This window comes from Coleofasciculus chthonoplastes PCC 7420, assembly GCF_000155555.1.
In the GTDB taxonomy this organism is placed as follows: Bacteria; Cyanobacteriota; Cyanobacteriia; order Cyanobacteriales; family Coleofasciculaceae; genus Coleofasciculus; species Coleofasciculus chthonoplastes_A.
Genome location: NZ_DS989850.1, coordinates 241,262 through 267,428 on the forward strand (window position 1 = coordinate 241,262; position 26,167 = coordinate 267,428).

At 47.6% G+C, this 26,167-nt stretch carries 19 protein-coding genes; 4 read left to right on the plus strand and 15 right to left on the minus strand.

What is annotated here, in order from left to right:
* Positions 1–255 precede the first annotated feature (255 nt).
* From MC7420_RS15745 to MC7420_RS15790, 10 genes are all read right to left on the minus strand, one after another.
* Entirely contained in the window at positions 256–1,659 is a 1,404-nt protein-coding gene (locus tag MC7420_RS15745; protein WP_157453186.1) for a tetratricopeptide repeat protein, read from the minus strand.
* Between the two features lie 293 nt (positions 1,660–1,952).
* A complete protein-coding gene (locus tag MC7420_RS15750; RefSeq protein ID WP_044207487.1) occupies positions 1,953–2,480 on the minus strand; it encodes a 2'-5' RNA ligase family protein in 528 nt (175 codons plus the stop codon).
* Positions 2,481–2,732: 252 nt separating this feature from the next.
* Positions 2,733–5,744 carry a hypothetical protein gene (locus MC7420_RS15755; RefSeq protein WP_006101380.1) on the minus strand — a complete coding sequence of 1,004 codons (3,012 nt, stop codon included), beginning with the start codon at positions 5,742–5,744 and terminating at the stop codon, positions 2,733–2,735.
* A gap of 19 nt (positions 5,745–5,763) precedes the next feature.
* Positions 5,764–6,015 (minus strand): hypothetical protein, encoded by a 252-nt coding sequence (locus tag MC7420_RS15760; protein WP_044207489.1) that lies wholly within the window; start codon positions 6,013–6,015, stop codon positions 5,764–5,766.
* Positions 6,016–6,204: 189 nt separating this feature from the next.
* On the minus strand, positions 6,205–7,131 hold the full coding sequence (locus tag MC7420_RS15765) for a hypothetical protein (RefSeq protein WP_006101532.1): 927 nt from the start codon (positions 7,129–7,131) through the stop codon (positions 6,205–6,207).
* Positions 7,132–7,290: 159 nt separating this feature from the next.
* A complete protein-coding gene (locus MC7420_RS15770) occupies positions 7,291–8,073 on the minus strand; it encodes an RNA polymerase sigma factor SigF (protein WP_006101409.1) in 783 nt (260 codons plus the stop codon).
* Between the two features lie 492 nt (positions 8,074–8,565).
* Positions 8,566–9,021 (minus strand): DUF2996 domain-containing protein, encoded by a 456-nt coding sequence (locus tag MC7420_RS15775; RefSeq protein WP_006101518.1) that lies wholly within the window; start codon positions 9,019–9,021, stop codon positions 8,566–8,568.
* A 105-nt stretch (positions 9,022–9,126) separates the two neighbouring features.
* Entirely contained in the window at positions 9,127–9,387 is a 261-nt protein-coding gene (locus tag MC7420_RS15780; protein WP_044207491.1) for a MoaD/ThiS family protein, read from the minus strand.
* Positions 9,388–9,624: 237 nt separating this feature from the next.
* On the minus strand, positions 9,625–10,179 hold the full coding sequence (locus MC7420_RS15785; RefSeq protein ID WP_006101360.1) for a hypothetical protein: 555 nt from the start codon (positions 10,177–10,179) through the stop codon (positions 9,625–9,627).
* 429 nt (positions 10,180–10,608) lie between these two features.
* Positions 10,609–11,127 carry a GNAT family N-acetyltransferase gene (locus MC7420_RS15790; RefSeq protein ID WP_006101588.1) on the minus strand — a complete coding sequence of 173 codons (519 nt, stop codon included), beginning with the start codon at positions 11,125–11,127 and terminating at the stop codon, positions 10,609–10,611.
* Positions 11,128–11,807: 680 nt separating this feature from the next.
* Here MC7420_RS15790 and MC7420_RS15800 point away from each other — a divergent pair.
* A complete protein-coding gene (locus tag MC7420_RS15800) occupies positions 11,808–15,503 on the plus strand; it encodes a response regulator (protein WP_044207497.1) in 3,696 nt (1,231 codons plus the stop codon).
* A gap of 129 nt (positions 15,504–15,632) precedes the next feature.
* Positions 15,633–16,406, plus strand: a complete 774-nt coding sequence (locus MC7420_RS15805; RefSeq protein WP_006101527.1) for a DUF3747 domain-containing protein — start codon at positions 15,633–15,635, stop codon at positions 16,404–16,406.
* Positions 16,407–16,587: 181 nt separating this feature from the next.
* Here MC7420_RS15805 and MC7420_RS15810 read toward each other — a convergent pair whose 3' ends face one another.
* A complete protein-coding gene (locus MC7420_RS15810) occupies positions 16,588–17,802 on the minus strand; it encodes an FtsW/RodA/SpoVE family cell cycle protein (protein WP_006101423.1) in 1,215 nt (404 codons plus the stop codon).
* Between the two features lie 138 nt (positions 17,803–17,940).
* Here MC7420_RS15810 and MC7420_RS15815 point away from each other — a divergent pair, with 138 nt between their 5' ends.
* The gene (locus MC7420_RS15815) at positions 17,941–18,723 is read left to right on the plus strand and encodes a Uma2 family endonuclease (RefSeq protein WP_006101497.1); all 783 of its coding nucleotides are present in this window, start codon (positions 17,941–17,943) and stop codon (positions 18,721–18,723) included.
* A 345-nt stretch (positions 18,724–19,068) separates the two neighbouring features.
* On the opposite strand, the gene MC7420_RS15820 is transcribed toward MC7420_RS15815, so the two are convergent.
* The 4 genes from MC7420_RS15820 to MC7420_RS15835 all read right to left on the minus strand — a co-directional run bounded on the left by MC7420_RS15820 (position 19,069) and on the right by MC7420_RS15835 (position 24,236).
* Positions 19,069–19,272 (minus strand): phycobilisome linker polypeptide, encoded by a 204-nt coding sequence (locus tag MC7420_RS15820; RefSeq protein WP_006101555.1) that lies wholly within the window; start codon positions 19,270–19,272, stop codon positions 19,069–19,071.
* A gap of 202 nt (positions 19,273–19,474) precedes the next feature.
* On the minus strand, positions 19,475–19,960 hold the full coding sequence (gene apcB / locus MC7420_RS15825; protein WP_006101432.1) for an allophycocyanin subunit beta: 486 nt from the start codon (positions 19,958–19,960) through the stop codon (positions 19,475–19,477).
* Between the two features lie 105 nt (positions 19,961–20,065).
* On the minus strand, positions 20,066–20,551 hold the full coding sequence (apcA, locus tag MC7420_RS15830; RefSeq protein WP_044207500.1) for an allophycocyanin subunit alpha: 486 nt from the start codon (positions 20,549–20,551) through the stop codon (positions 20,066–20,068).
* Positions 20,552–20,930: 379 nt separating this feature from the next.
* Positions 20,931–24,236, minus strand: a complete 3,306-nt coding sequence (locus MC7420_RS15835; RefSeq protein ID WP_044207501.1) for a phycobilisome rod-core linker polypeptide — start codon at positions 24,234–24,236, stop codon at positions 20,931–20,933.
* Between the two features lie 493 nt (positions 24,237–24,729).
* Between MC7420_RS15835 and MC7420_RS15840 the strand changes: the two genes are divergently transcribed.
* Positions 24,730–25,917: a class I SAM-dependent methyltransferase gene (locus tag MC7420_RS15840; protein ID WP_044207503.1), complete on the plus strand. Its 1,188-nt coding sequence runs from the start codon at positions 24,730–24,732 to the stop codon at positions 25,915–25,917.
* Positions 25,918–26,167 lie beyond the last annotated feature (250 nt).

A 26,167-nucleotide genomic window follows, 5' to 3' on the forward strand; every position in this document is an offset into this window, starting at 1 on the left:
ATCCAATTGAGTAGAATAGGGTTGTCCATTGATGCGGTGCGGGTCGCCCCTACAGTTCATAAAATCCCTCGCCATAACCATCGTGTAGGGGCGGGTTTAGGGTTAAACCTTGAATCAACACCGCTAACCTATGTTCAAAACCCGCCCTTAATCATTGGTATCTCACTGATCTGTAAAACCCGCCCGTACAGTTCATTAAATTCCTCTCCCTTGGCGTATTTCGTCCCTCACCGTTCCCTGTTCCCTGCTTAATAATTATTGCCGCAATTTTTTCAGTGTTTTGATCACTTCCTGAGATGACTTCATATCCCCTTGCTCATAAAACACTTTCGCGGCTGTCTGAAAATCGGCAATTGCTCGTGGTTTATCTCCCAGACGACGATAAGCAAATCCCCGACAGGTTAACGCCGTGGCATTATTTTGATTCTCCTGTAAGACATAATTAAACGCTTCAATAGCGCCGTGAAAATCTCCCTGATTTAACTTGTGTACGCCGATCTTATGGTACTCTTGAGGCGTTGGTTTATCCGTCGCCACAGATACAGGTTCTGGAGATAATGGAGTCGCCAGAGAGAGGGTTTTCACCATGTCTAAATCCGCGATCGCGCCTTGGTAATCCCCCATCGCCGAACGCACGGTACTGCGTTGGTTATAGGCTTCTGTATAATTCGGATCGAGTTCTAAAACCTGATTATAGGCATTCAGCGCCGCTGGATAATCGCCTAATTGATAGCGTAAATTTCCTCGAACCATTAACCCTTGAATCAGTTTCGATTCATCATCCTCAACGGTGTCGGGTTCTTGATTCAATGTATTGGCAATCTGTTGGAAAAATGCCTTCGCCGCCACGGGTTCTAGGCGCATCGCTTGGTCAAAATCCTCAATACTTGACCAATTTTCCCCCAACTGCAACCGCACATAACCGCGATTCAGATACGCTTGAGCATCATTGGGATTCAATTCCAAGACATGGTTAAAATCCGCGATCGCTTCCTGATAGGCTCCTAAAGCGATGTGATTCATCCCTCGGTTAAAATAAGCCGCCGCCAGATTGGAATTAATCGCTAAAGCGCGATCGCAATCTCCAATCGCATCCTGATAAGCCTCTACTTCAAACCGAGCAATCCCTCGATTCAGATACCCTTCCGCTAAGTTCGGATTCATCCGAATCACTTGATCACAATCTGCGATCGCACCGTCATAATCTTCTAATGCCAACCGCAGCATACTACGATTCAGATATCCTTTAGCATAATTTGAATCAAGTTGCAACGCTTGATTATAATCCTGCATCGCGCCCCAGCGATCATTAAGCGTCGCCAGAATCAAACCGCGATCGCTATAAGCTTGAGCATTTTGAGGATCAAGCCGTAACACCTCATCAAAATCCCCGATCGCACCCAAAGCATCCCCCTGACAATAATGACTCATTCCCCGATAATGGTAAGCCTGCGCCAAATCGGGATTAATCTGCAAGGCTTGATTCAACGCCGCGATCGCATGGCGATAATCCCCTTGCTGAAACGACGCAATTCCCTGACTCAACCAGGTATCGGCGTCAGATTGCACATCCTCCATCCCTGCTGAGAGATTCTCGGATAGTTTAGAATTCCCTGATACAACCATAGTCTCATCCTGCTGATGCTTGTCGCTAGTCATGTCCGTTAACCGAACAAGTTCTCCTCTTCTTGTTTCGCAGGTGCGATCGCTTGATCCGGATTCGTCATTTGTCTTATGTCATACTCGCTATCGCGAGAAGCAAACTACGTCATTTGCAATAATTGAACAGTTAGCTCGGGGCGGGTTTAGTTACATCAGGGTGAAAACGAAATGTTAGTAGTAAAACCCGCCCCTACAAAAGATGTTTTATCGGAACGCCTCTTTTCCCTCTGCTTTCCCTGCTTCCCAGACGTGCCATGGCACGTCTCTACATTGCTCCCCCTGCTCCCCTCTCACGATACCAATTTCCTGACACTGAGCGTTTGCCACTTTTCTACATCTTCACCACTCCGAACAGGTTCTGGTGTGGAAATGGCTCTCACTTGATCAAAGAAAACTTGACTGTAGGGAATAACTAACTCTGTGGCTAATTTTTTTTGAACAGCTTGATCAAGATGCTGGTAAATCAAACTTAAATGGGGATTGAGAACATACGCAGAAGCATTAGCCGAGTTATGGCGTATGGTTTCGGAAATCTGAGTCAGAATTGCCGATGGGTGAAATTGTACAAATAATGTTTTGGTGTATAGATCGGTATAGCCAACCTGATCGATATCCAGCATAAAGCCTGAAATATTCTTTGTAGCTGTTTCGATTACTTCATCAACCGATTCATCAGCCCTATAGTCTCCCGAATAGATAGTGACGTGAGGCTCAAACCTGGGCGCATTATGGGCTTGAGCTAGAGAATTGATCCTCTCTTGAAAAAAGGGTCGATAAGCTGCTGATGGTATCAGCCAGAACGATATTTTAGTATTCATTTGGTATCTAAAGCTGTATATCCAATGTAGGGGCGGGTTTAGGGAAATAATTAATCCAGAAATTAATAACGTTTCTACAAAACCCGCCCTTCCTCCCCCTCACACTCAACTGATCACCTAAATCCCCAATTTACAGAATAGCGACGATGAAAGTTAGGATTAGGGTGGGTTTCGTTGTTTAATTTAAGATGGGTTTCCTCATTTTATCCCTAAACCCGCCCCTACAAGTAACTGATGATCGTATGGGTAAATTCAGAACTCATCCTCAGAGAAATCTGACAAATCCGGTGGAACCACAACTCGATCAACGGAAACTTTGTGACTTTCCCGTTCACTATCTAAATCTACCGTAATCGCTTCAAAGCGAATTTCTACTGTCCCAAAGGGTACAACCAACTGAGTCAAGGCTTCTAACTCTCCTGCTTTATTGGGACTTAACTCCATTAACCACCGGGGTCCATCAAGTAGGGAGCGACTTTGGCGATCTTGAACCCATAATTTAACGCCTAAGCGAGCCGAATGAGGATTCAATTTAATCTTTACCAGTAAAGGTTCCCCAGCCGCTAGTTCCTGAGTCGGGATGAATAGTTCTGGTGTGGGTAAGGGCGTCCCTAAGTCGAGTTGAGCCATGTCAGAAGTTCTCAGGTGCGATCGCGCTCCTGTTGCTGTCTCAACGGTTCTTGAACCAACTGTTCCAGACGCTGAGGATTCGGTCGTCGAGGGTTCATCCTCAACCACAATTTCTCGCTCCAACAATTCCTCACGATTCAAAGGAGGATGATCGGGTTGAACAGGGGGTTCGAGTTTGGGGATCTCCTCATGATTAAGACTTCCCACCTCCTCGGTGTCTTCATCCCACATCGATTCATCAAAGCCATTTAATTCTTGATCGTCATCATCAGAGGATGGCGGAATTTCTTTGGGTTGAGCAAATAAAGGATCAACCTCTGGCTCAGATAGTTCCCCTTCCAACTCAACCAAGTCCTCGCTAGAGGGTAACTCCACTTTCAGCCATTCGGCTAAATCCGTATCCGTCATTAACGCATTCAAACGCCCCCAGAATCGCTCATTCAGGTTGAGTTCAGTGAAAGCGCGATCAACCGCGATCGGATCTTGCTCCGGGGGTGCAGCAGTTGACATCGCGGCTGTTTTCCACTCGGATAAGTCTGGATTCGCTATCTCCTCTCCCTGGGAGGATTCGGGTTCCGCTTTTGGTGTTGATGTCCAGACATCGGATATCTCGGTGGACTCTGTAGAAGCCTGTTCAGATGTTTCTGCTAAGGCAGCGAGATTGTCCTCTAGGGGGGGCGTTTCCTTTGAGGGTTCAGCGGACTCAGTTGCGGTTTCCACCTGCACAGAGGCTTCAGTGACCGCCGTATTAGGAACAGAGATAGTCTCGGTAGTTTCCCCCTCGCCTGTTTCTGACACCAGAGATTCGGTGACAGATGAGTCGATTACGAAGTCTTCTATTGTATCGTCGGGTGCTGAAGGCGTGGTTTCGGTTGTCTGTTTATCAGTGGGTTCAACAGCTTGCGATCGCGTTTCTGTTTCTGGCTGGATTTCCGCAAGGGATTCCGATTCTCTCCCTGTGGTTGGTTTGGGCTGAGAAAAGGTCGGCAAATCCAGCGATTTGGTTAATCCGGGCTGGGATTGGGGGTGATAAAGCTGTGGGGGTAAAGGTTGATGGGATGAGGGTTGGTAGATTAAAGGCTTACGGCTGTTCGGATTATCAACCAGATCAAGAAATATCTGATTCAGAGGAATTGACTGTGACTTGGGTTGTGGGGTAGAAACCCCAGGAGTTGTGTCTTCCGATTTTGTCCAATTTCCTGATTGAACCGCAACTAACAATTCATCTAAATCTACCGTGACTGTAAACGGTTGACTGGCTAATGCTGTCCCCGTTGATTCGTACAGGTTAACTTTTCCTAGTAATAAACAGGTTTTGCTGTCTGAGGGAATCTCTAGAGTCTGGCTAAACGTGACAGGAAATGCGGGTGCAGCTATGGGGGTTCGGACATCCACGACAACCTCTCCGGTTTGCGGATGACGTAATTCATAGTGTAGGATGCCCTGAAACTGATTCGTCTCACTTAGGACAGTTTCCCTAGGGTCTAGCGGATGCACCTTTAACTGATCCACCTGTCCGGCTACCGTCAGAGATTCTCCCCGTTGTGTGACTAAAGCTTCCTCCTCTAGGGTTAAGATTAATCCTTGCCATGACGTATCTTCCTCTGGGGAAAATTCGGATTCTGGGGAGATGGGAATAGGCAATTCTGAAGACTCAGACGCTTCAAATTCTTTGATTACCGGATCAAGTACCTGTTGCAACACTTGCTCTAGCACTTGCAGTGATTGATCCAAGATGGGATTGGAGATAGGAGATTGGGAAGAGGTAGAGGTTGGAATCGGGATATCGGGTTCAGGAATCTCCAACTCAGGTAATGCTTCCGGTGAGGGAGAGGTGGCTTTTGTTTCTGAGGGTGTCGTTTCCTCTCTATCGCCGATTTTGCCATTTGTGGGATGGGAAACGGAGTGTTCTGTATCCGTTTGAGCGGTGTCTGTCGCCGCTATAGGGGTTTGAGAGGGGGTATGAGGTTGGGGTAATGTGATTGTCTCAGTTAGAGTCGGTAACTCAGTTGGAGAGGGGGATTGGGTGGATTGGGCGACAGGGTGAGATGAGTCAAGTGAATCATTATCCACATCCGCGATCGCAGGTTGCTCTTGTGTGGGGAGAACCTCTTCTGTCTCTGGGCTATGGAGGGACGTGATCAATGGGGAGTGACGTTCCTCAGGATGCGCGGAGTCATTATTTACCGTTTCCGGAGTGATCTCATTTTCGTCTGCCTTATTTTCTTGTTCCTGATTTCCCTCCTGGAAGCCTCTATCTTCTGCCTTCTCTAAAACCTCACTCACCTTAGGTACAACTGATAACTGTACCGTTTCCTGCCAGGAATTGCCCAGAAAATCGGACATAATATCGCCACAGCAGCGCAACTCCCACAGACCGGGCTTAAGATAGGTAAAGGGAATAATCACCATTAACCCATCAGGGTTAGTACGGCGCGATCGCTTTTGATACCGTCGCTTAGGTGGTGTTTCCTTCGTATCGGTATGCGTCACGCAAATTTCCACATCGGTATTGGCGCGACTCGAATGAGCCACTACCCGGTATCGACCCACATCCAAGTCAAGCTTAGGGGATTTGATCGGTAACCAAGTGCGATCGCCCTCTTTTTGGAGTAGAAATTCCCAATAGTCCATAATCGTTAACGATTCTTCATTAAGTCGTGAGTAGGTTATAGTGAGTCAAAATTTGGTTAACTCGTTCTCGACTCACCGCATCAGAATCATCAGCATGTTGAATCCATAACCCCTCTACTTGACTTTGATTGTAATCAAACGTCTGGGACATTTGGGGGATTAGCTCAACGTCTACTCCTTCTACTTGCCGTAAATGAGCCGCCACCTCTCGATAAACGGCTAAAGGCAATCTCGAACCAGATACATAATATCGTAGTGATTGGCTTGCCACAGGCTGTACGTTTCAATTCACCTAATTTTTCGTTTTCTGGGATACGTTTTTGGGGTTGAATTCCTCCAGGTTACCAAAGTTTGCAAGCTACTGCTTTTAATACAAAGAGACGCGCCATGGCACGTCTCTACAAACTATTTATCCTGACAGATCGCGCTCCTAGCTAGGGCGCTGCTCATTCACCTGCCATCAGGCGGGTGGTGGTGGCAAAGCGGTAGAGGATTCGGCTTGTGCTGGAGTTCCCGCAGGTTCTTCACCAACCTGTCTAGCCACTTCTTGACCATATTGCTCCAGAACAACCACTGGCGTCGGACCGCGATTCACTTCAATCCGCTTAACCAGAACTTGTCCGTTGGAAATCCTTTGTCCTTCTTGGACGTAGCGGCTTGGTTCATTGGGAACTTTGACAATAGCTCGAGGCACATTGCCAACTTGGACTACACCCTCAACTTCCACTTGCCTAGCTAGTGTAGGATCTGGTAATTTTGGCAGTTCTGGAACCAAGGGAGGGGGTTCCAGAACCGGACTTCCACTGGCTGTCGCATTACCTGGTTTCCCTCCATTACCACCATTACCACCGTTGGCACTCGTTCCTCCTGGTGATGTTGTTGCTCCTGGTACTACATTGGAACCGTTTCCACCCGTTCTTCCTGTGCCACCTGTGCCACCTGTGCCACCTGTTCCTCTGCTTTGATTGCCACCGCCTGGACTACCTGGACTACCATTACCTGTCCCCCTCCTAACGGAAGGCGAAGGCAGTCGCTGAACCACAGGTACAGGTATAGATCGTCCTTGTGCTTGAGGATTAGGCAATACGGTTACTTCCGGTTTTAGGGTCAGGGTAGCAAAGGGATCGCTGCGTCCTTTTTCTACTTTTCTAACTTGTTCCTGGGGAGACCCACTTCGGATCAACCCTGATGCTGTCGGCAATCTTGGCTGTGCGTCTACATCAGGATTGTTAAAGGGCGCTACCTGTGGTGCAGCAGGTGACTCGCTTGGTGATTCCTCTGTCGTCGGCTCTGGCACTTCGCCAATTTGCTCAGTATCGTCCCCCTGACAACCTCCCATATACAATGCTAATACTGTGGTCAACCCAACTAATAATTTTTTATGCATGATCGAGTCCCCCCATAGTTTTACAGAAGACACCACACAGAACACCCCAATTAGAAATAAATTTCAATTATTCTCTCTACCTACTATCTATTATAGTGAAAGCGTTGTGGAAGCTTTGACTGCCACGGCTACTAGCGATCGCGCCATCATCTTTGACACTTACCGTTCTCCACCATTCATAATATTTTTCATGGCGTTGAGTCCTTTTTTCATGCGGCGAGACACGGTTACCACACTAATATTCAACAACTCTGCCACTTCTTTCTGAGTTAAATCATGTAAAAAGACAAATTCTAAAACCTCGCGAGTCCGTTGTTCTAAGTGAACCAGCGCTTGTTGCAGGCGAATTTGGTCTTCTTGTGCCAGTTGAAAACTGCGATATTGCGGATCAGGGACAATATCACCCAAACTGGTTGTGCCGTCTTCTTCATCCCCAACAGGGGTATCTAGGCTCAGAGGTTCTCGATTCTGATGCGCTAGCTTAATTTCTTGCCATTCGGCTAGGGGAATTTCCAGAGCTTCCGCCACTTCTGCATCGGTGGGTTGGCGATTGAGTTGCGCTCGTAACTGGCGAATAATAGCGATAGACTGCTGTTGTAGCGCCAACCAGCGCCGGGGGATACGAATGCAACCGCCGCGATCGCGCAAATAGTGCTGAATTTCACCACGAATGTAGGGAATAGCAAAGGAACTAAAGGCATTACCCTTGCTGGGAGCAAATCGCTCAATCGCTCGAATCAGACCTAGACAGCCAACCTGTAGCAAGTCTTCATAGCTTTCGGTGCATTGATTAACCCAATAATGAGCTTCTCGTCTAACTAGCCCAATATTGAGATACACTAGCTGGTTGCGAGTCTCTGCGGATTTGGATTGCTGATAGTCTCGCAGCAGTCGCAGGCTTTCGTGTTTTAGTTCTTGTTCGTGGGTAATGGAAGTTAGCATAGCAAAAGTAAGGGGGTAGAAGCGTGCGTTGAGTGAGAACCCTTAACTCAAGCCAGCGGTTCGGTGGGAAATTTGCTGCTGGAATTTAGAGGTTCGGATCACTACAGGTCAGGATCACTAATAGATTAGCCAGCTACAGCCGTTTTTCGCAAGTACGGCTACCACAACGCCAGGAAGCAGGAGTAGGGTAAGCCCATGAGCTAACGTTTTGGCTAATCTCCAAGGAAAGCAGTCAGTACACCCTAATATCGCACTATGTTACAGCAGGACTCCAGTTTTGGGAACAAAATGTAGCTGAAAGTTCTGAGCTTGTATAGTAATAGTAATTGGTCGAAAGCATACCCCATTCAGTTAAGTATAACTCATATTTGCGATCGCTCAAGAGAAGCCTCCTAGTGCAGTGAGCAGGGAAATAACTGAACAGCTAACATCTCCCCCTGCTTCCAGACGTGCCATGGCACGTCTCTACATTGCTCCCCCTGCTCCACCTAACTAATTTCTTGCCAACCATTTCTGGGCGTTCAATCGCTGTATAGTATAAAACACCAGCAGATCGAGAGACACCTTGCGTTCGTCAATCATAAATGACTCAAGGGTACTGGGTTTGGCTCCCTTGGGCGCACAGGAGAAGGCTTTTTGCTCCTTTATATCCTCATCGGGGAAATATACGTTAAATTGGCGCTGACCATTAGCGAAGCGACCAATGACTTGCCAGCAGTCTGGCTGGGTACTTAAACCAGGAATCGGAAATTTTTCCTTGACAAAATTCACCTCTACATCATCGATGCCTTGTTTGCCAAAGGCAGTCTTTAACGCGGGTAGGTACTCTTGTTCGATAAATTCCGGGAACGGTTTGTCCTCAGGTGCTGGCGGTTTTTCTTTTTTGGCTTTAGAGGATTTAGATTTAGCTCCTTGAGCGTCTGGATTAGATTTGTTTTTTTCTGGCATAACGACTCACTTGCAGGTTTTTATGATAGTTTCTCTTTATATTTTTACAGAAAAAGGAGCCATCAATTAAGCTGTTGCCCATCTATTCGCCGGAATTCATACAGATTAACCGCCACTGACAGGGGGGATTAGGACAACCTCATCTCCTGCTTGCAAAATCGTATCCGGTTCAACAAACTGGAGGTTGATACCAAAACGAGTCAAATCTCGCCAGGGTTTCAGTTGAGGATGTTCGGCGATTAAGCTATCCAGAAGGACAGATACAGGGGTTTGGGCGGGGAACTCCCGTTGAAGTTCAGGGACGCCGTAAGCGTCTTGATAAGCAGCGAACAGTTTGATGGAGACACAAATCAAAGGTTCAGACATCCAGCTTAATCCGCTAAAGCTCCAATTTTTTCTTGATCCTAACCCGTCTGTGGAAATTCTCCCTCATCTCCCCCAGCTTCCCCGACTTCCCTAGCTTCATCGTATCTACTGGCTTGACCCAGCTCAAATAGGACTTTGTTTGTAGTGAGAACTTTAGTTCTCTAACGCCTATCTGGAGAGGGCTGAAGCCCTCACTACGAACCCAATCTATTGCACCAAATTAGCTGGGTCAAGCCACTAGGCTGTGCGACGCACTTTGATAACCGTCTGAGGCAAGACTCCCACCAACAGAGAAAAAGCCTCATTAGGTAATTTAGCAATTGTTTGGGCGTCAAAGAAGCCCTCAAATTGCTCTATCATCTTTTGGGCGCGTTGCAGGGGAACTGGGTTATCCGTAATTTGCATCGTTAATCTCACCCACTGTCGCCGAATCAGATACGCCCGCTTTCGCTCTTCTGATGATTCTGGAGAGAGTAAAGAAATGTTTCCCACAGGTAGCACCCGCTGACAATCCACATCGAATAATCCTCCCACCCCTGAACCGGGTCCAGCAAATTCAGCATGATAGCGCTTGAAGAGAATTAAGCCATTCCGACGCCGAGGATTAACGATCAACAGTTGTTGATCGTGAAGCTGCTGAAGAATTTTTCCTTCCGGTGAGTCATGGGAATTTGGGCTTTGTTTATTCATGCCACTAGAGCCTTGAGCGTTGGCGAAACTATTGGGGCGGGCAAGCACCTCCTCTTCTTCGTAAAGAGCTGTTTGGCAACGCTGGTTATTTTCGCTCTCCATTTCAACTCGTATTGCTTAATTTCAAGGGAGCAGGGATGCACCCAGGTTGAACGCACAACTAATCAATTCATTGGGTTATCAGTCTTTGATAATAACCAAGAAGAGAAGTTTTGTTGATCCTCTATATTGAATTACCCTATCAAACCCACTCAGATCGGTGTCATTTGTTGCTTCTCGACAAATTTATAACTCTATTTTATGGCATACGGTTACAGGTATAGGTTAGGTCAATCCCTTACAGATGCCTGAATTGGGGCAATATACGCCTATTTGTTAAGAAATTTTATGAAGATTCTGTGAAGAAGCGGGAACGTTTTTTAAAGAAATGGTAAAGCTGGAGCGAGAAACTCGATTCCCAAAGGCGGCAAAGTGGAGATTATGTCCCCAACTGTGTCACTTACTGCCGTGAGGAAAAAATTCCTCTTAGGGTTATCCAGGTGTTCCCGTATTTAAACGCTTGCGTAATAACAAACGTTGAGGATGGCGTCGCCAGAGACTGTAACTCGGCTCTAGATGATGCAGTTGATAGCCCATTTTCAGGTAAAGTTGCCGCGCTTGATCGTTACTATCTAAGACATGAAGGTAAAGATGGGGAAAGCCCCATGCCAAGGATTGACGCTCGCAAGCTAGCAGTAATTGTCCAGCCACACCCCGTCGCCGACAACACCTTCTGACCGCTAAATTAGAAATGTAAGGATAGTGGTGACCTTGAGGTTGCCAGGATGGAGGAGAACGGAGGGCAATTTCGACAGTGCCGACGAGTAGCCCGTCAGCACTATCGCCAGAAGCATCAGGGTTGAGGGCAACAAAACAGGCATAATGGGGAGAATTGCCACGCAGACGATTCCGCAGATCTTCATAAATTCCTAATCGCCAAATTGGATAAACCAAACGCCAGAGTCCCTGTTGCGAGTGAAAGCTATCCGCTAGAATTTCCGAGAGCGCCATTAGATCTTGGTCTTTTGCCCTCCGGATCGTTAAGCGGGAAGCATCCACAGCCAGCGTTTGCTGAGCTTCAGAAGCAACTTTGTGGGACGTCACAAAAGAAAAGCAGGGGTTCACCATCGCAAAAATATAAAGAGCGCCATCACCACTCCCTTGGGATTAACACTTAGCCAGAAATCATCGTCTTTCGTTTGTAGAACGATAGTATTGTACAAGGAGAGCATTGACGAATCACTTCTTCCCACAGCGCTTTCCCAGGGGCATGACACCATCATAAAGCCGATCAAGGCGCAGCGCTTTGCGTCCTCAAGATATGCTCGATCTCCTAAATTTTCATGATTCGCCCAAAATGGAGGAGTTAGGCGCGATCGCATAACTCTTATGGTAAAGCCAAAACCAAGACGCTCAGACCAAACATGACTATTCGGCAACTTGAGGCAGAATACAACCATACTGGAAAACAAAAATTAAAATCAATTGGGGTGTACCACTAACTACCGTCACAATAGCCAAATTGCCGCAGGACAAGTAACATGCTTCCTTTAGCCCGTCGTGATCATCGAACTACAATTCCCTGGAGTCAGAGAGTTCTCATTGAGCCAGTCATTGCCAGCCGTAAAAATCTCTAACGTGCGTGCAAACTGTTTTTATTCGCAAAAGCTCTGGCAGCAGGAGAGCGGTGCATGAGATCTCAATCCACACGAAAGCCTAAACTTCTGGTTGTTGACGACGAACCCGACAACCTGGACTTGCTCTATCGAACATTCCATCGTGACTACAAAGTCTTGCGGGCAGACAATGGTCCTGCCGCACTAGAAATTTTGGAAGCTGAAGGAGATGTGGCTGTGATTATCTCCGACCAGCGTATGCCACTAATGAGTGGTACGGAGTTTCTCAGTATCACCGCTGCTCAATACCCTGATATTATCCGGATTATCTTGACGGGGTACACCGATGTTGAAGACCTGGTTGAAGCCATCAATGCGGGTAAAGTCTTTAAATACGTCACCAAGCCCTGGAATGCCGAGGAACTCAAGTCAGTCGTGCGGCAAGCCATGGACACTCATAATGTCCTTAAGTCCCGCACCAGTGAACTCTGTCGGGCGTTACGTCGGGAAACCCTGCTGAATACCGTAACCAATACCATTCGCAATGCTCAGTATGACAAAAGTGGTAGTTCCCCGCTTAAAGACGTTCTCCAGCGGATTGTCGAGACGGTGGGTCACTTGCTAGAAGTCGATGTATGCATTCTTCGTCCCTTCCAGCAAGAGCAGTTGGTCGATGAATGGTTTGTCTATCAACGGCAACTGAGCGACTCAGGTGGCGAAACTTCAAGGTTTAGAGACAATGGTAGGCAACCCTTATCACCGAACCATTCACCATTAGACTTAGTACAGCCACAACCCAACTCCTGTACCATACAAACCACGGGTGAAGATACAGACGCGACCTCATCGCTACCGCCGCTTTTAACTCAGACGGTTTGGCAAACCCATGAAGTCACCGTTATTCACGATGTATTGACAGATGAACGATTTAATCAGGATAGTCCTGAAGGCGAAGCTCGGCTACAGGCGTATCAACAGGCGAATATTCGCTCTAGCTTAGTCGTCCCCCTGATTAGTCAACAGGAATTGGTGGCTGTCATGGCGTTACACCAGTGTGTAGAACCCTATAGCTGGCAAGATGACGAAATTCAACTCGTCGTGATGGTAGCAGACCAAGCTGCCATGGCAATTTCCCAGGCACGGGCGTATGAACAGCTACACGCCTTAGCGACGCAGCAAACTTTAATCAACACAATTACTCGCGCTATTCGTTCTAGTCTTGATCCCCAAGAAATTTTTACCGCGATTACTCAACAATTAGGCGTTGCTCTCAACGTTGATGGTTGTGTTCTGTCTCTGTGGAGTGAAGACGATGAGTTTGTTCAATGTGTGGGCTTGTATGATGGGAAATCGACAAAAGTAGTGGGAACGTCGGTTAATCATCATGATCAATCCCCAGAGAATAATCAAGTCACTGTGACTCATTCCCCTACCTCCTCCATTGAAATGGAATCGGTTTCCTCCACTCAACTTCCCCTGTCAGCTGTTCCGATTGTCGGCAATCCCGTATTACGGCAGCTTATTGATTCCCAAGCCCCAGTGGTGCTTGATGATTTGGTAGCTAATCCCCAAATGAATGGGTCTGACCTGCCCCTGCGCCAAAATGCCCGCGCCCTTTTGGTGGTGCCTTTATTGGTTGATGGCAAAATTATTGGTAGCATTAGTCTGCGGCAAACCGATACCCCACGCCACTGGCTGCAATCCGAAATTGAGCTTGCCCAAGCCGTGGCATCCCAAGCGGCAATTGCGGTTCAGCAATCGCGACTTTATCAAAAAACGCGACAGCAAGCCGAGCGGTTAATGGAATTAGATCGGCAGAAAACGGAATTTTTCCAAAATGTTTCCCACGAATTCCGCACGCCCCTAACCCTGATGATTGGACCGTTGGAATCGGCAATTAATCAACATCAGGGATTACCGTATGAACAAAGTTCAATCGCACTGCGGAATTCGCGCCGCTTGTTGCGATTAGTCAATCAGCTATTGGATTTACAGCGACTCGATGCAGGACGGATGCAACCGAGTTTCCGTCCCTGTAATTTAATTGAATTTATTCATCAAATTGTTGAAACATTTAAACCCTACTGCGAGAAAAAAAATATCAATCTCTTGAGCCAGGTCATCCCTTGTCCTGAGATTTATTTAGATATAGAGAAATTTGACAAGGTATTGTATAATCTCCTGTCAAATGCGATGAAGTTTACCAATGCTGGGGGAAGTATTACCATTGCCGTTAAATCGACGGACAATAAAGTTTGTCTAAAAATTTCCGATACGGGTATTGGTATTAGTAAAGAACAACTTCCTCATTTATTTGAACGGTTCCGACAAGCAGAAGGCTCAGTAAACCGCAGTTATGAAGGCAGTGGTTTAGGATTAGCGTTGGTGAAAGAATTAGTCGAACTCCATGGGGGAGAAATTGACGTATCCTCGGAACAGGGAAAAGGAACAACATTCACCATTCATTTACAACAAGGAAAAGCTCACCTCCCCGTCGAGCAGATTGTGGATGTTGCCACAGAAATCCAGTCCAGTCGGGCATTGGTGGAACTGGCGGACTTGGAGTTGAATTCCTTTGGGGAACTCGAAGAGCAACCCGAAGCCGAACCTCAAGAGCCGGGAGATGCTTATTTGATTGTTGATCCACATACACCTTTGGCGGCGAAAGTAGCGCGAATTTTGGTCGTTGATGATAATTCCGATTTACGGGCTTATGTGGGCAGTATTTTAAAGCAATCGGGGTATCAGGTATGGACAGCACGGAATGGGGAAGAGGGATGGCAAATGACGCAGAAGTGCCATCCTCAGCTTATCGTGACTGATTTGATGATGCCTGTGATGTCAGGACTGGATATGATTCATACCATTCGGGGTTCCCAGGACTTTAAGGGAATACCGATTATATTGCTCACGGCAAAAGCGGATGAAGCCAGCCGGATTGAGGGAACAGAAAAGGGGGCAGATGCCTATCTGTCGAAACCGTTTAATGACCGGGAATTGTTGGCAGAAGTCCGGAATTTGTTAGCGCTTAAAGAACAAGAGCAGCGCGTGGTTGAGTTAAATCGATATCTAACTGAGTCGGTACTGAAGCGGTTTTTACCCCCAGCTATGGTTCAGAAAGCAGCACGGGGAGAATTGGCACTGGATTTACATCCAGAACCTCGCTTAGTTACGTCCTTGTTCAGTGATATTGTTGGGTTTACGGAGTTGTCGAATACCTTGCGATCGCGTCGAATTGCCGAGTTGCTGAATGAGTATCTGGCAGCCATGACTCGTGCGGTGTTTGATAATGGGGGTACAGTGGATAAGTTTATGGGGGATGGTATTTTAGCGATTTTCGGCGCTCCTGAAGAATTAAGTCCTCACGAACAAGCTAGACGGGCAATTGCCTCGGCACGACAAATGTTGCGATCGCTTGATAAGCTGAATCAAAAGTGGCAAGAGAGGGGACTCGTGGGTAATGGAGGTCCCCCGCCTGTACGATTCCGCTGTGGGATTCATCAAGGAACTGCGGTAGTGGGTATGTTTGGTGGAGATGAACGAACCGACTATACCGCGATCGGTCCTTCGGTGAATATCGCCGCCCGACTGCAAGAAGCCGCTGAACCGAATTCAATCCTGGTTTCGGCATCCGTTGCCGATTGGTTAGACGATGACGCGATCGCAAAGTATCGTTCTCTTAAGCTTAAAGGTGTCGATGAGACAGTCTTAACCTTTACCGTCAACCCTGTACCAGTGAATTCCAATTCACCTGATCAGGGGAGTCGTTAGTGCGGGGAAGTTGGAGAGCAGGGGGAGCAGGGGAAGCAGGGGGAGGATGTCAAATACTAGATTAGGAATCTTTGGAGCGTTCACTACGTCTATTTTTGAATGTAGAAATTTTCAGCAACCACACTAATTATGAAACGTTTACGATGGCTCAACGTTGGAGTTCTAACGACGGCATTTCTACTCACCGTCGGAGGTTCAAATTCCCTGAAAGCGGGAACATTTGATAGTCAAGAAGTCAATTCTGATAATTTTATTGCCGTTGCTGCTCCTTTCGGGGATAACAAGTATCAATTACTGATTATCGAACAGCGCTCAACCCAACGCCCTTGCTGGCAGGAGGTGGGAAGTAATCCCGCGATCGTTGATCCGTTACTGCTCAATTTTGACTTTACAGGCATTTGCGGACGTAGCACTGATAGTAATGGTTATTCGATTCGCATGGAGGGTCAAGATTTAGGATTAGACTATTTGCTCAGACTTGTCGAGCGTGATGGCGAGTTAGTTCTCATTGGTACAAATCGGATGAATCGTCAAGCTCCCAAAGTGGAAATTGGCAGAACTCGAGGGTTGAGTAATGGCAATTTCCTCAAAATTGAACTTGATCCAGCTTGGCGGTTCACGCGACGTGCTTATCAAGGTCGAGCTTTAGGTCATATCTATCTAACAAGCGATACAACGGTTCCAGCAACACCAGCGGTGAGTCCTCCAAACCCGGTAACGCCAGCAGTACGGGAACCTGCACCCGCAGAAACCGAGCGGGAGTTTATTTTTACGAAGCCAAGCGAGGAAAATACTCCACCCTCGGTAACTGTACCTACCCTAGACAATCCAGCCACCAATCCTCAAACCCTACCCCCTCCTGCTTCCAATCAGACTGTGCCAATTTTGGAAGAGTTAAGGTAAGTGTTGTGTAGGGGCGGGTTTCACGACTAATTAGAGCTTGCCTCACCTAGATGTGACTAAACCCGCCCCAAGACTGCTCGGATAAGCTCCAATTTCATTTACTCTCCCCTCGTTTCCCCCGCTTCCCCGCTTCCCCCGCTTCCCCCGCTTCCCCCGCTCCCCCAGCTCCCCCTGCTAACCGCTAATCTCTCATCCTCTGTAACTGCGTTCTCTGTCGCCTACGCCGCTGAGGTGGTGATTGGCGACGGGCTTGTAAAGAAACGACTTGAGCCTCACTACTTTCTCTGGCTACCCGAATCAACAATCCAGCCGAACACAAATTGGCAATCATGGAACTTCCCCCATAACTAAAAAATGGGAAAGGTAAACCCGTAGTCGGGAGAACCCCTGTGGCGACACCAATATTTAACAGCGACTGACCGACAATTACAATCATCGCTCCGATCGCAACTAACCGATGCACGGGATGACGGGTTTTCAATGCCACAATTGTTGCCAAGGTAGCATAAGCTACGATCAGCAGCAGCAACAACGTACTGCCGACAAAGCCAAATTCTTCAGCAAATACGGCAAAAATAAAGTCGGTATACTGAATCGGTAAATAAAACAACTTTTGTTGGGATAAACCAAACCCTGAACCCCAGGTTCCTCCCGAACCCACCGCCAGCAGGCTTTGAATCAATTGATAGCCGTCATTCATCGGATCAGCCCAGGGATTAAGAAATGACATCACCCGACGCCGCTGATACTCTTTGATGCTGATACTAATCGTTGCCAGTAACACGCCTCCCAAGGCGGTTCCTCCTAAGTAGGAAAAGGGTAACCCAGCCGCCAGTGCAATGAGCCACAGCGTCATCCCACATAGCGCCGTTGTACTCAGATTGGGTTGGAGCAAAATTCCCAACAGCACTAGGGCAAACATCCCTAGCCAGAACAGGCGTACTCGCACGGAAATCTGTTGCCATTGCCCAAAGATGCAAGCACTCTGAAGGATCAGAAACGGTTTAATTAATTCCGAGGGTTGTAGGGGAACAGGACCCAGGGATAGCCAACGGGTTGCGCCATTCACCGTCGTCCCCACACCGGGAATTAGGATGATCAAGATCAACCCCAATAACATCAGCATTATCCAATGGGCAATTTTGAGGATATACCGTAAAGGCGATCGCACAAAAAAGTTAAAGGCGATCATGCCTAGGGTAATCCAGATGAGCTGTCGCTTAAAGTAATATAAACCGTCACCAAACTCAGCATCGGCACTAGGATAGGATGCGGAGAACAGCACCGCCAAACCCACCAATAGCCACAGAAAGGTTAACCAGCGCAATAGACGGGCATCGATTGCCCAGTCCTTAGCCGAAGGATGAATCCATGAAATCAGATTGCGTAGAGTCACTAATCGTCAATGATTACTCTCAAATAGGGTAACGCAACCGGAGCCGACCATCCAGTTAAACTGTATAGAATAGTATGTTCTCTGAGATCTGACGACCACCGACTAAACTAAAAAGTAACCACTTTCCTTGGTATTCCCATGACGCCTAGCCAGAGTTCAGACGCCACAACTGAAAAAACTGCCCAAATTGAACCCGAAGAGATTATTATTCCACCATGGGATTTGTGGAGTGATGAACCGCCCTTGGAAAGCGATCGGCATCGAGATCAAATTGAACTACTTTTGGCTTGCCTGAAATGGTGGTGGCGAGAACGTACTGACTTTTATGCCACTGGGAACCTTACCATTTATTTTAGTCCTGACCACATCACCACAAGAGACTTTCGCGGACCTGATTTTTTTGTCGTGTTGGGTGTGGAAAACCGACCTCGAAAAAGTTGGGTTTTGTGGGCAGAACAAGGAAAATATCCCAATGTGATCATTGAACTGCTTTCGGATAGCACAGCGAAGGTGGATCGAGGGGATAAGAAAACACTGTATCAGGATACCTTTCGCACACCCGAATATTTTTGGTTTCACCCTGACACCTTAGAGTTTCAAGGATTCTGCTTAGTTCGAGGTGAATATCAGCCACTGGAATCAAATCAGCAAGGCTGGTTATGGAGTCAACAGTTACAATTATTTTTAGGAGTGCATCAATCAACCCTGCGATTTTTCAGTTCAGAGGAACAGTTAGTATTAACGCCAGCAGAGAGGGCAGAATTAGCCCAACAGCAGGCTGAAGCGGCACAACAGCAGGCTGAAGCGGCACAACAACAGGTTGAGTTAGAACGACAACAACGAGAACTGGCACAACAACGGGTTGAGGAATTACTCGCTAAACTCAAGGAGCTAGGGATTGACTCTGATACAGAAAATTAAGTAGGGTCTGCTGAATAAGTCTTGTGGTGGGGAGAGGCAATAGGCAATAGGCAATGGGCAATGGTTTCAACCCTCTGTCGAGGGAGAATTCAGCGCTGAGGTCGGCAAAAATTCCAGGATGCAAGACGGTTATAGGGTAAAAACCTTGCACTTGTTGGGTCGGGAAATGGCTTGAAACCCTTATCTGATCTAGCTTCCACACTCATGCAGCAAGTCCTAAATATAAATTCTGTATTCTGTAGGTTATCTTGTCCTAACCTCAATGCGTAGCGCTATACGTTCTGACAATTTTCCAATCAAAAAGGGGTCATCGCGACCCCCCACCTTTGCCGTAGAAGCTATTTTTTAAAGCAACCCAGTATTTGTACCTTGTTTGCCAGTGGCTAGCTTCACTTTGATAATTTTGCCGCCCATTTTCATGATCCGCTGTTGTTCCCGAAACCAGTTGTCGTAGGGAACTAACTTAGTGAAATAGGTGTTTTGCAACTCCCGTTGAGTTCTGGTTCTAGTTTGGCTAGGGACGCAAGCCGTCACCTGAAACATTCGCATGATTGAAGTTCTCCTAATTAAAACTCAAAAACTTTATATTGCAATCAGGTTTGGGACTCAACTGTCAATACTAGATTGTCAAAACTCATCTGCTTAACTAAAAAGTCAGACTTGCCTTTAACAAGCTAGCACTCACAATTGATTTCCCAAACCTTGAAAAAATGACCGACTACAGGTTCACAAGGGAACGTTCCAGAATTCTCTAGCTCAAACCCGAGCAAATGTAGTCGAAGTAAACACCCATTTCCTTGCCAGCATCAGCACCCACCAGACTGGCGGTAACTTCTTTCATGGCTTGGATAGCTTGTACGGTGGAACTAATGGGAACACCTAGAGAATTATAGGTTTCCTTGAGTCCATTCAGTACACGCTCATCCAGGATGGAGGTGTCACCCGCCAACATGGCATAGGTGGAGTAGCGCAGATAGTAGTCCAAGTCGCGGATACAAGCAGCGTAGCGGCGAGTGGTGTACATGTTGCCACCCGGACGAGTGATATCCGAGTAGAGCAAAGACTTGGCAACAGCTTCTTTAACGATAGTTGCTGCGTTAGCACTGATTGTGGTTGCCGCACGCACCCGCAATTCACCCGTGGCGAAATAGCCCTTGAGCTTGTCCATCGCAGAGGCGTCCAGGTATTTTCCTTGAACGTCGGAAGAGTTAATAACAGAGGTAATTGCGTCTTGCATCGATTCTATTTTCCTTATTTCACCTAGTCTCTCGAATCCTTAAGACAGACGTGCAACGTCCAGGTGTGGAAGCGTCATGCTACGTCTTTCCCAGTCGGATAGGGTCTACTGCATTGCTCCGATTACATAGTCGAAGTAGGAGCCAGCTTCAGCCGCATCTTCCCCAGCCATCATACCGGTAGCAGCGTTTTTCATGGCACGAACGCCTTCGACAACAGCGTCAACGGGAGTCCCTAAAGACTTGTACATTTCCCGCACACCGACTAAGCCAATTTCTTCAATTGGGGTAACATCGCCAGCAACAACACCATAAGTGATTAGGCGCAGATAGTAGTCCAAGTCACGCAGACAAGTTGCTGTCATTTCTTCACCGTAGGCATTACCACCGGGAGAAACAACATCAGGACGCTTCTGGAATAACTGGTCTCCAGCTTGCTTAACGATGCGCTCACGAGAGTCTGTCAACGTTTGAGCAACCCGTAGGCGACGATCACCAGAGGTCACAAACGACTTGATCCGGTCTAATTCACCAGGGCTTAGGTAACGAGCCTCGGCATCGGCATTCACGATTGATTTCGTGACTATACTCATTTACAGGATTCCTCCTCCAAGAATGTAACCAGGTGTGTGTACTTAAACTGGCTTATTGTAACTGTTGAAACGCTGAAACGCTTCCCAATGGGCTAGGCTCTCCAGCTTAATGGCTGACTCTGCCCGATCTTGAAACGACTTAATCGACTCAAGATTGGTGAGAGTAGCTAGCGATACATTAGGTCAGTGAGACAGCTCTCTTCCGCAAATATTTTGCGATAGATTGTTCACATTTTTCCTATGTTCGCAACATTTTGTAACATTTGTCCTCAGATTTAGGGGTGGGGAACCCTAACTGTAGAGACGTAGCAGGCTACGTCTCTACACCTGATCTTCCTCAAAGACGTGCCATGGCACGCCTAGAACATTACCCTAATCCCTAATCAGAGATAGCTTTGATACTGCCCAAGTAATTGCCTGCTGGCAATGAGGGAACGCGAGGATAGGGAACCACATAGTCCCCGAAGAAACGAGCATACTCTGAACTATCCACGATCGCAACCACAGCCGCATTCAGTCCCTGTTCAGCCATGAGTTTGGTGTAGTCCTGAATCTCCGTTTGAGTCGCAGGAGTGCGTCCCAACAGATGACGGAACAAGAACTCGATGACTTTAGCACTGGGATAGGGTGAGTAGAAGCGCTGGCGATAGCTTTCACTACAAGCCAATCCCTTAACAAAGCCGCGCACCGAGATGTCACCTTGGCTCAGTTGACGCTCTAAATCAGGCTGTCGATAGGATGGGGGAATTTCACCCGTCCAGATATCCATCACCTGAGCGTAAATTGCCTCAATCACCTGAGCCGTTTCATCCAGATTTCCGGGGTTTAGGCGAAAAATCCGTGCCGGTTTACGATTGGCAATTCCGATGGCGGGTTGAACCGCAGGATTATTGTCCTTGGGTACAGAACGACTGAGTTCGACAAAATCAGGCTTAGTCGCCGCCATATCCGCGATCGCTTTCCCTGTCAAAGGCAGTTTTGCCCCATCCACTCGCGAACTGACTGGCTCAAAGCTAGGAACCACCAGTTGATCATTCTGCTTGGTCAGCTTGTTATAGAGTTTCTCGGTATTGGGGAAGTTCGCCGCCGGTAAAGTGGGGAAGCGACGATAGGGAACCGTATCTTCACCAAAGACTTGAACATACTCCATGCTGTTAACCATGGCGCTGATAAAGCCTCGGATACCCTGGGATGCCAGAATCTGGTTGTACTTCTGGATTTCCTTTTGATTTTCCGGTGCTCGACCCAAGAAATGCTTGGTTCCCAACTCAATCACCTTGGTGTTGGGATAAGGCGTGTAGAACTCTTTGATGTAGAGTTCAGAGCATCCTAACCCTTCAATAAACTCCTTGAGGTTAATCTCACCGTTCCCCAGCTTGCTTTCCAGGCTAGAGAACTGACCTTTGACCACATAAGGTTCAACATCACGCTCAAAGATCTGGCGATACGCCGCACGAATCAGAACCTTCACCGCTGGCTTATCGTTGAGATCCGTCAGCTTAAAGATCTTGGTCTGCTGGCGCTTAGTGTTAACGCCCTGATTAATCCGGAATTGAACATCCGGCTCAGTCCGCGTTTCTGACACCTCTGCCATCGTCACATAGGCGGGAGTAGCTGGGACTTCTGGCTTAGTCCCCACATCCTCACGAATCGCACCCGGTCGAGTAGATCGCAATTGTAAACCGCCCGGTGTCAGATAGCGCTCGTAGGGAACCGTATCTTCCCCAAAGGCTTCCTCGTATTCTTTGCTGTCAATCAGCATATCAACCAGGGCGTAGAACCCTTTCTTGGCACAAATATCAAAGTATTTGTTCGTTTCCCCGCGCCCGTAAGTGGGGCGTCCCAATAGACGACGGTGGATATATTCCACAGCCTTCATCACATACAGAGATGTCCAGTACATCTTGCGGAAGACATCGGACTTCGCCAAGATGCGGATAAACTCCCGGATGGTAATCTCGCCATTTTCCAGCTTAATCTCCGCCACTTTCTGGCGTTGACCATCATACACATCCCGCCCAAAGACTTGGCGATAGCAGGCACTAATCACCTTTTGGGTTGAGCTTTCGGCAAATGTGACACTAGCCGCCTTAGTGCTAGGAATCTGGTCTAAGCGGAAGACTTTCGCCCCCAGAGAACCGGGAAACTCACCCCTTGCCTGAGGATTGCTGTTTTGGTTATTCGTCGCCGGTCCGCGATGGATCAGGATGCGCTTAGTATCCTTGCCAAACCCAGCCGGTTGCGTGTTGGGATTGCGCGTTTCTTTGGGGAAAATTGCCCCAAACTGAATCTCTAAGGGGTCATTACCAGCACCGTAGGGGTGTTGATCCGGTAACGGCTGCTCGTACTTAGCAAAGGTGGTGATAAATTGCGGTACTTTGCGGAAAGGGGCGCTGTATTTGAGCAAATCTTGCTGCATTCCCCAGTTGCGGCATTCCTGAGCCTCCTGTCCCAATCCCCGTAGGTAGGGAACAGTTTCTTCACCAAAGTAATCGGAGTATTCCTGAGAATACACCAAGGCATCTACCAGCGCAGGTAAACCGCCATCGGACACAATCGAGAAGTAGGTCTGAACTTCTTCGCGAGAGGACGGACCCCGACCCAGGAAATGACGGAATGCCAGTTCTAAAGCACGACTGTTTATAAAGGGTTCGTAAAATTGCTTACGATATAGGGGCGATTTACCCAGGCGACGCACAAACTCCTTCATGGAGATATCGCCGTTTTTCACCTGAGATTCTAGGTAGGAGATGGATTGGCTGTAGGCGCGGCTAATGTCACGCTCAAAGATCTGCCGATACGCCGCTTTAACCACTTGGTTCTTTTCTGACGCTGATAGTCCCGGCTTCATCACGAACTTCGGACGCCGTTCTGCGGCATTAAAGTAGCTTTGAGGCAGTTGTAACCCTTGCTGATCCGGCGAAGGACGTTGGCGGACTTTATCGGCTGGATTCGGGGCTTTGAATTCGTTAATCAGAATCTCAAAGTACTCACCAACCAGTTGGGCGGCTTCAGCATCGCGCTTAAAGTATCCCAAAGACGCTGCCCGCATTTCTTGCAGTGCCAGTAATGTGGCATCTCCAGAGCAGGCATTTTCGATAATTTCCCGTAATCCTCGGACGTTGACGGTAATAATATTCGGGTCACCGGCAACGATTGAGTAGGTGAGGTAGCGCAGCATCCAAGACAAGTCGCGCAGGGATTTCTGCATATTGCTTGGACCATAACGGGCGACGTTTATCGGTCGGAATCCCGATGGCGCTGGACCGCCACTGGAGGCGCTAAAGATGTTCCGGAATCCTTCAAAGAACCCTCCGCCACTTTCTACATACGTCGCGGTTCCTAGTGTCATCGTGCGTCTGACATCACCTGTACCCGCACCACTGGTTGCCATTGCCATTTCCGGTGCAGGTTCTTCTTGGGGCTTTTCTAAATACGCCATCGGAGAACCGCCGACAAAAATCCGGTTAGCGGCACGAGATACGATCAAGTCTGAGTTTTGAGTAATCAGATTGGCAATATCTATGCGTCTTGTACCGGATTGGAAGTATTCGGACAGCTCAAGCAGCTCTCCTTTACCCAAAAACCGATCTTGCTGTTCGGCTTGGATAATGTTGCTAATCGGTACAGTTTGATACAGTTGCGGACGTGCAACTGAGCTTCCACCACTTGCCTTAACACTCATTGATTTTCAAACGCTCCCATCGACAATTGCTACTGACTGTGTTAAGCCTGACCAGGGGATTCATCTAGGTCACTGTCGTTTACATTCTTAGGCTCAGTACATTAAGATTTTTTCCCAGACCTACTTGTTCAGGGAATGGGATATCCTGCGTTACCTTGCCCTAAATCAACCAGTGACCTCGCTCAACCTGGTCAGAATCTAGATTAAAACGTTTCTGATCTGCTTAACGGCTTTATTAAGAAGTGTATAGAATACATGCCAAAATTTTACAGTGTCATAACAGAGTCATCATAGTGGATTAATCTCACTCACTGAGAAAAAGCATAAGTTTTGTTACATTAGTTCGGGTTCCGAGGGGTGAAGGAGCTGGGGGAGCTGGGGAAGCTGGGGAAGCTGGGGAAGCTGGGGGAGATGGGGAAGCAAAGGACGAATGACAAATGACCAATGACGAATGACCAATGACGAATGACCAATGACAAAGGACAAATGACGAATGACCAATGACAATACCAGCATGGCTGTAGCCCAATTGTATGACGCTTACCCCTTTCCCCCAGAACCCTTGCTGGATGAACCGCCGCCTGGGTATAACTGGCGCTGGAATTGGTTAGCCGCCTATAGTTTCTGCACGGGTCAAAAACCGTCAAGGCAGGATATTCGGATTTTGGATGCTGGCTGTGGTACAGGGGTAGGAACCGAATATTTGGTTCACCTGAATCCCCAAGCTGCGGTGGTGGGCATCGATTTGAGTGCTGGGGCGTTGCAGGTGGCGCAGGAGAGGTGTCATCGTTCTGGGGCGAATCGGGTTGAGTTTCATCACTTGAGTCTTTATGATGCCCAGGAATTGGAGGGAGAGTTTGATTTAATTAACTGTGTAGGCGTATTGCATCATTTGCCTGATCCGATTCGCGGTATTCAGGCATTAGCACCTAAGTTAGCACCAGGGGGCTTGATGCATATTTTTGTCTATGCTGAATTGGGGCGCTGGGAAGTGCGGCTAATGCAACAGGCGATCGCACTCTTGCAAGGGGAACAGCGTGGGGATTACCACGATGGTGTGCAAGTCGGACGCCAGGTGTTTGAATCTTTACCAGAAAATAACCGAATTGTCAAGCGAGAAAAAGAACGTTGGTCATTGGAAAATCAACGGGATGCGAATTTCGCGGATATGTATGTGCATCCCCAAGAGATTGACTACACGATTGACAGTCTATTTGAGTTAATTGAGGCGTCGGGGTTAGAATTTATCGGCTTTTCTAATCCTGGATATTGGCAATTGGATCGCCTATTGGGGAAAAATCCAGGATTAATGGAACGGGCGAGTGGATTGTGCGATCGCGAACAGTATCGTTTAATTGAATTGTTAGATCCAGACCTATCTCATTATGAGTTTTTCTTGGGGCGTCCACCTTTACCGAAGGTTGATTGGTCACAGGATCAGGAGTTATTAGCGGCGATTCCAGAACGCAATCCCTGTATGGAAGGGTGGCCCAGTCAATGTTTATTTAACTACGACTATCAGATTATCAATTTATCAGATGCGGAGTTTGCTTTTCTGCAAGCCTGCGACGAGAACAGTAGTCAACAACGCACTGTGGCAGAGATTTTAAGGGAGGTAGAGTTAGGATTAGATGGAGTGCGATCGCTCCAACAGCAACAGCTTATTATCTTGAGTCGGTAATCGTCATTTGTCATTTGTCATTCGTCATTTGTCATTCTTTATTTGTCATTTATTGCTCCCCTCTCCCCTGGTGGGAGAGGGGCTGGGGGAGAGGGGGATATGCGACTAAACCCGCCCCTAAACCCAACCGTACACACACATTAGGTTCTGATTTCTGTAAGCGAAAGTTATAGTCAGGGCGGGTTTAGTTAAGTTAGTGGTTTGAGCCGATGCGTTATTGGTGAAACCCGCCCCTACACATTCAAAACTA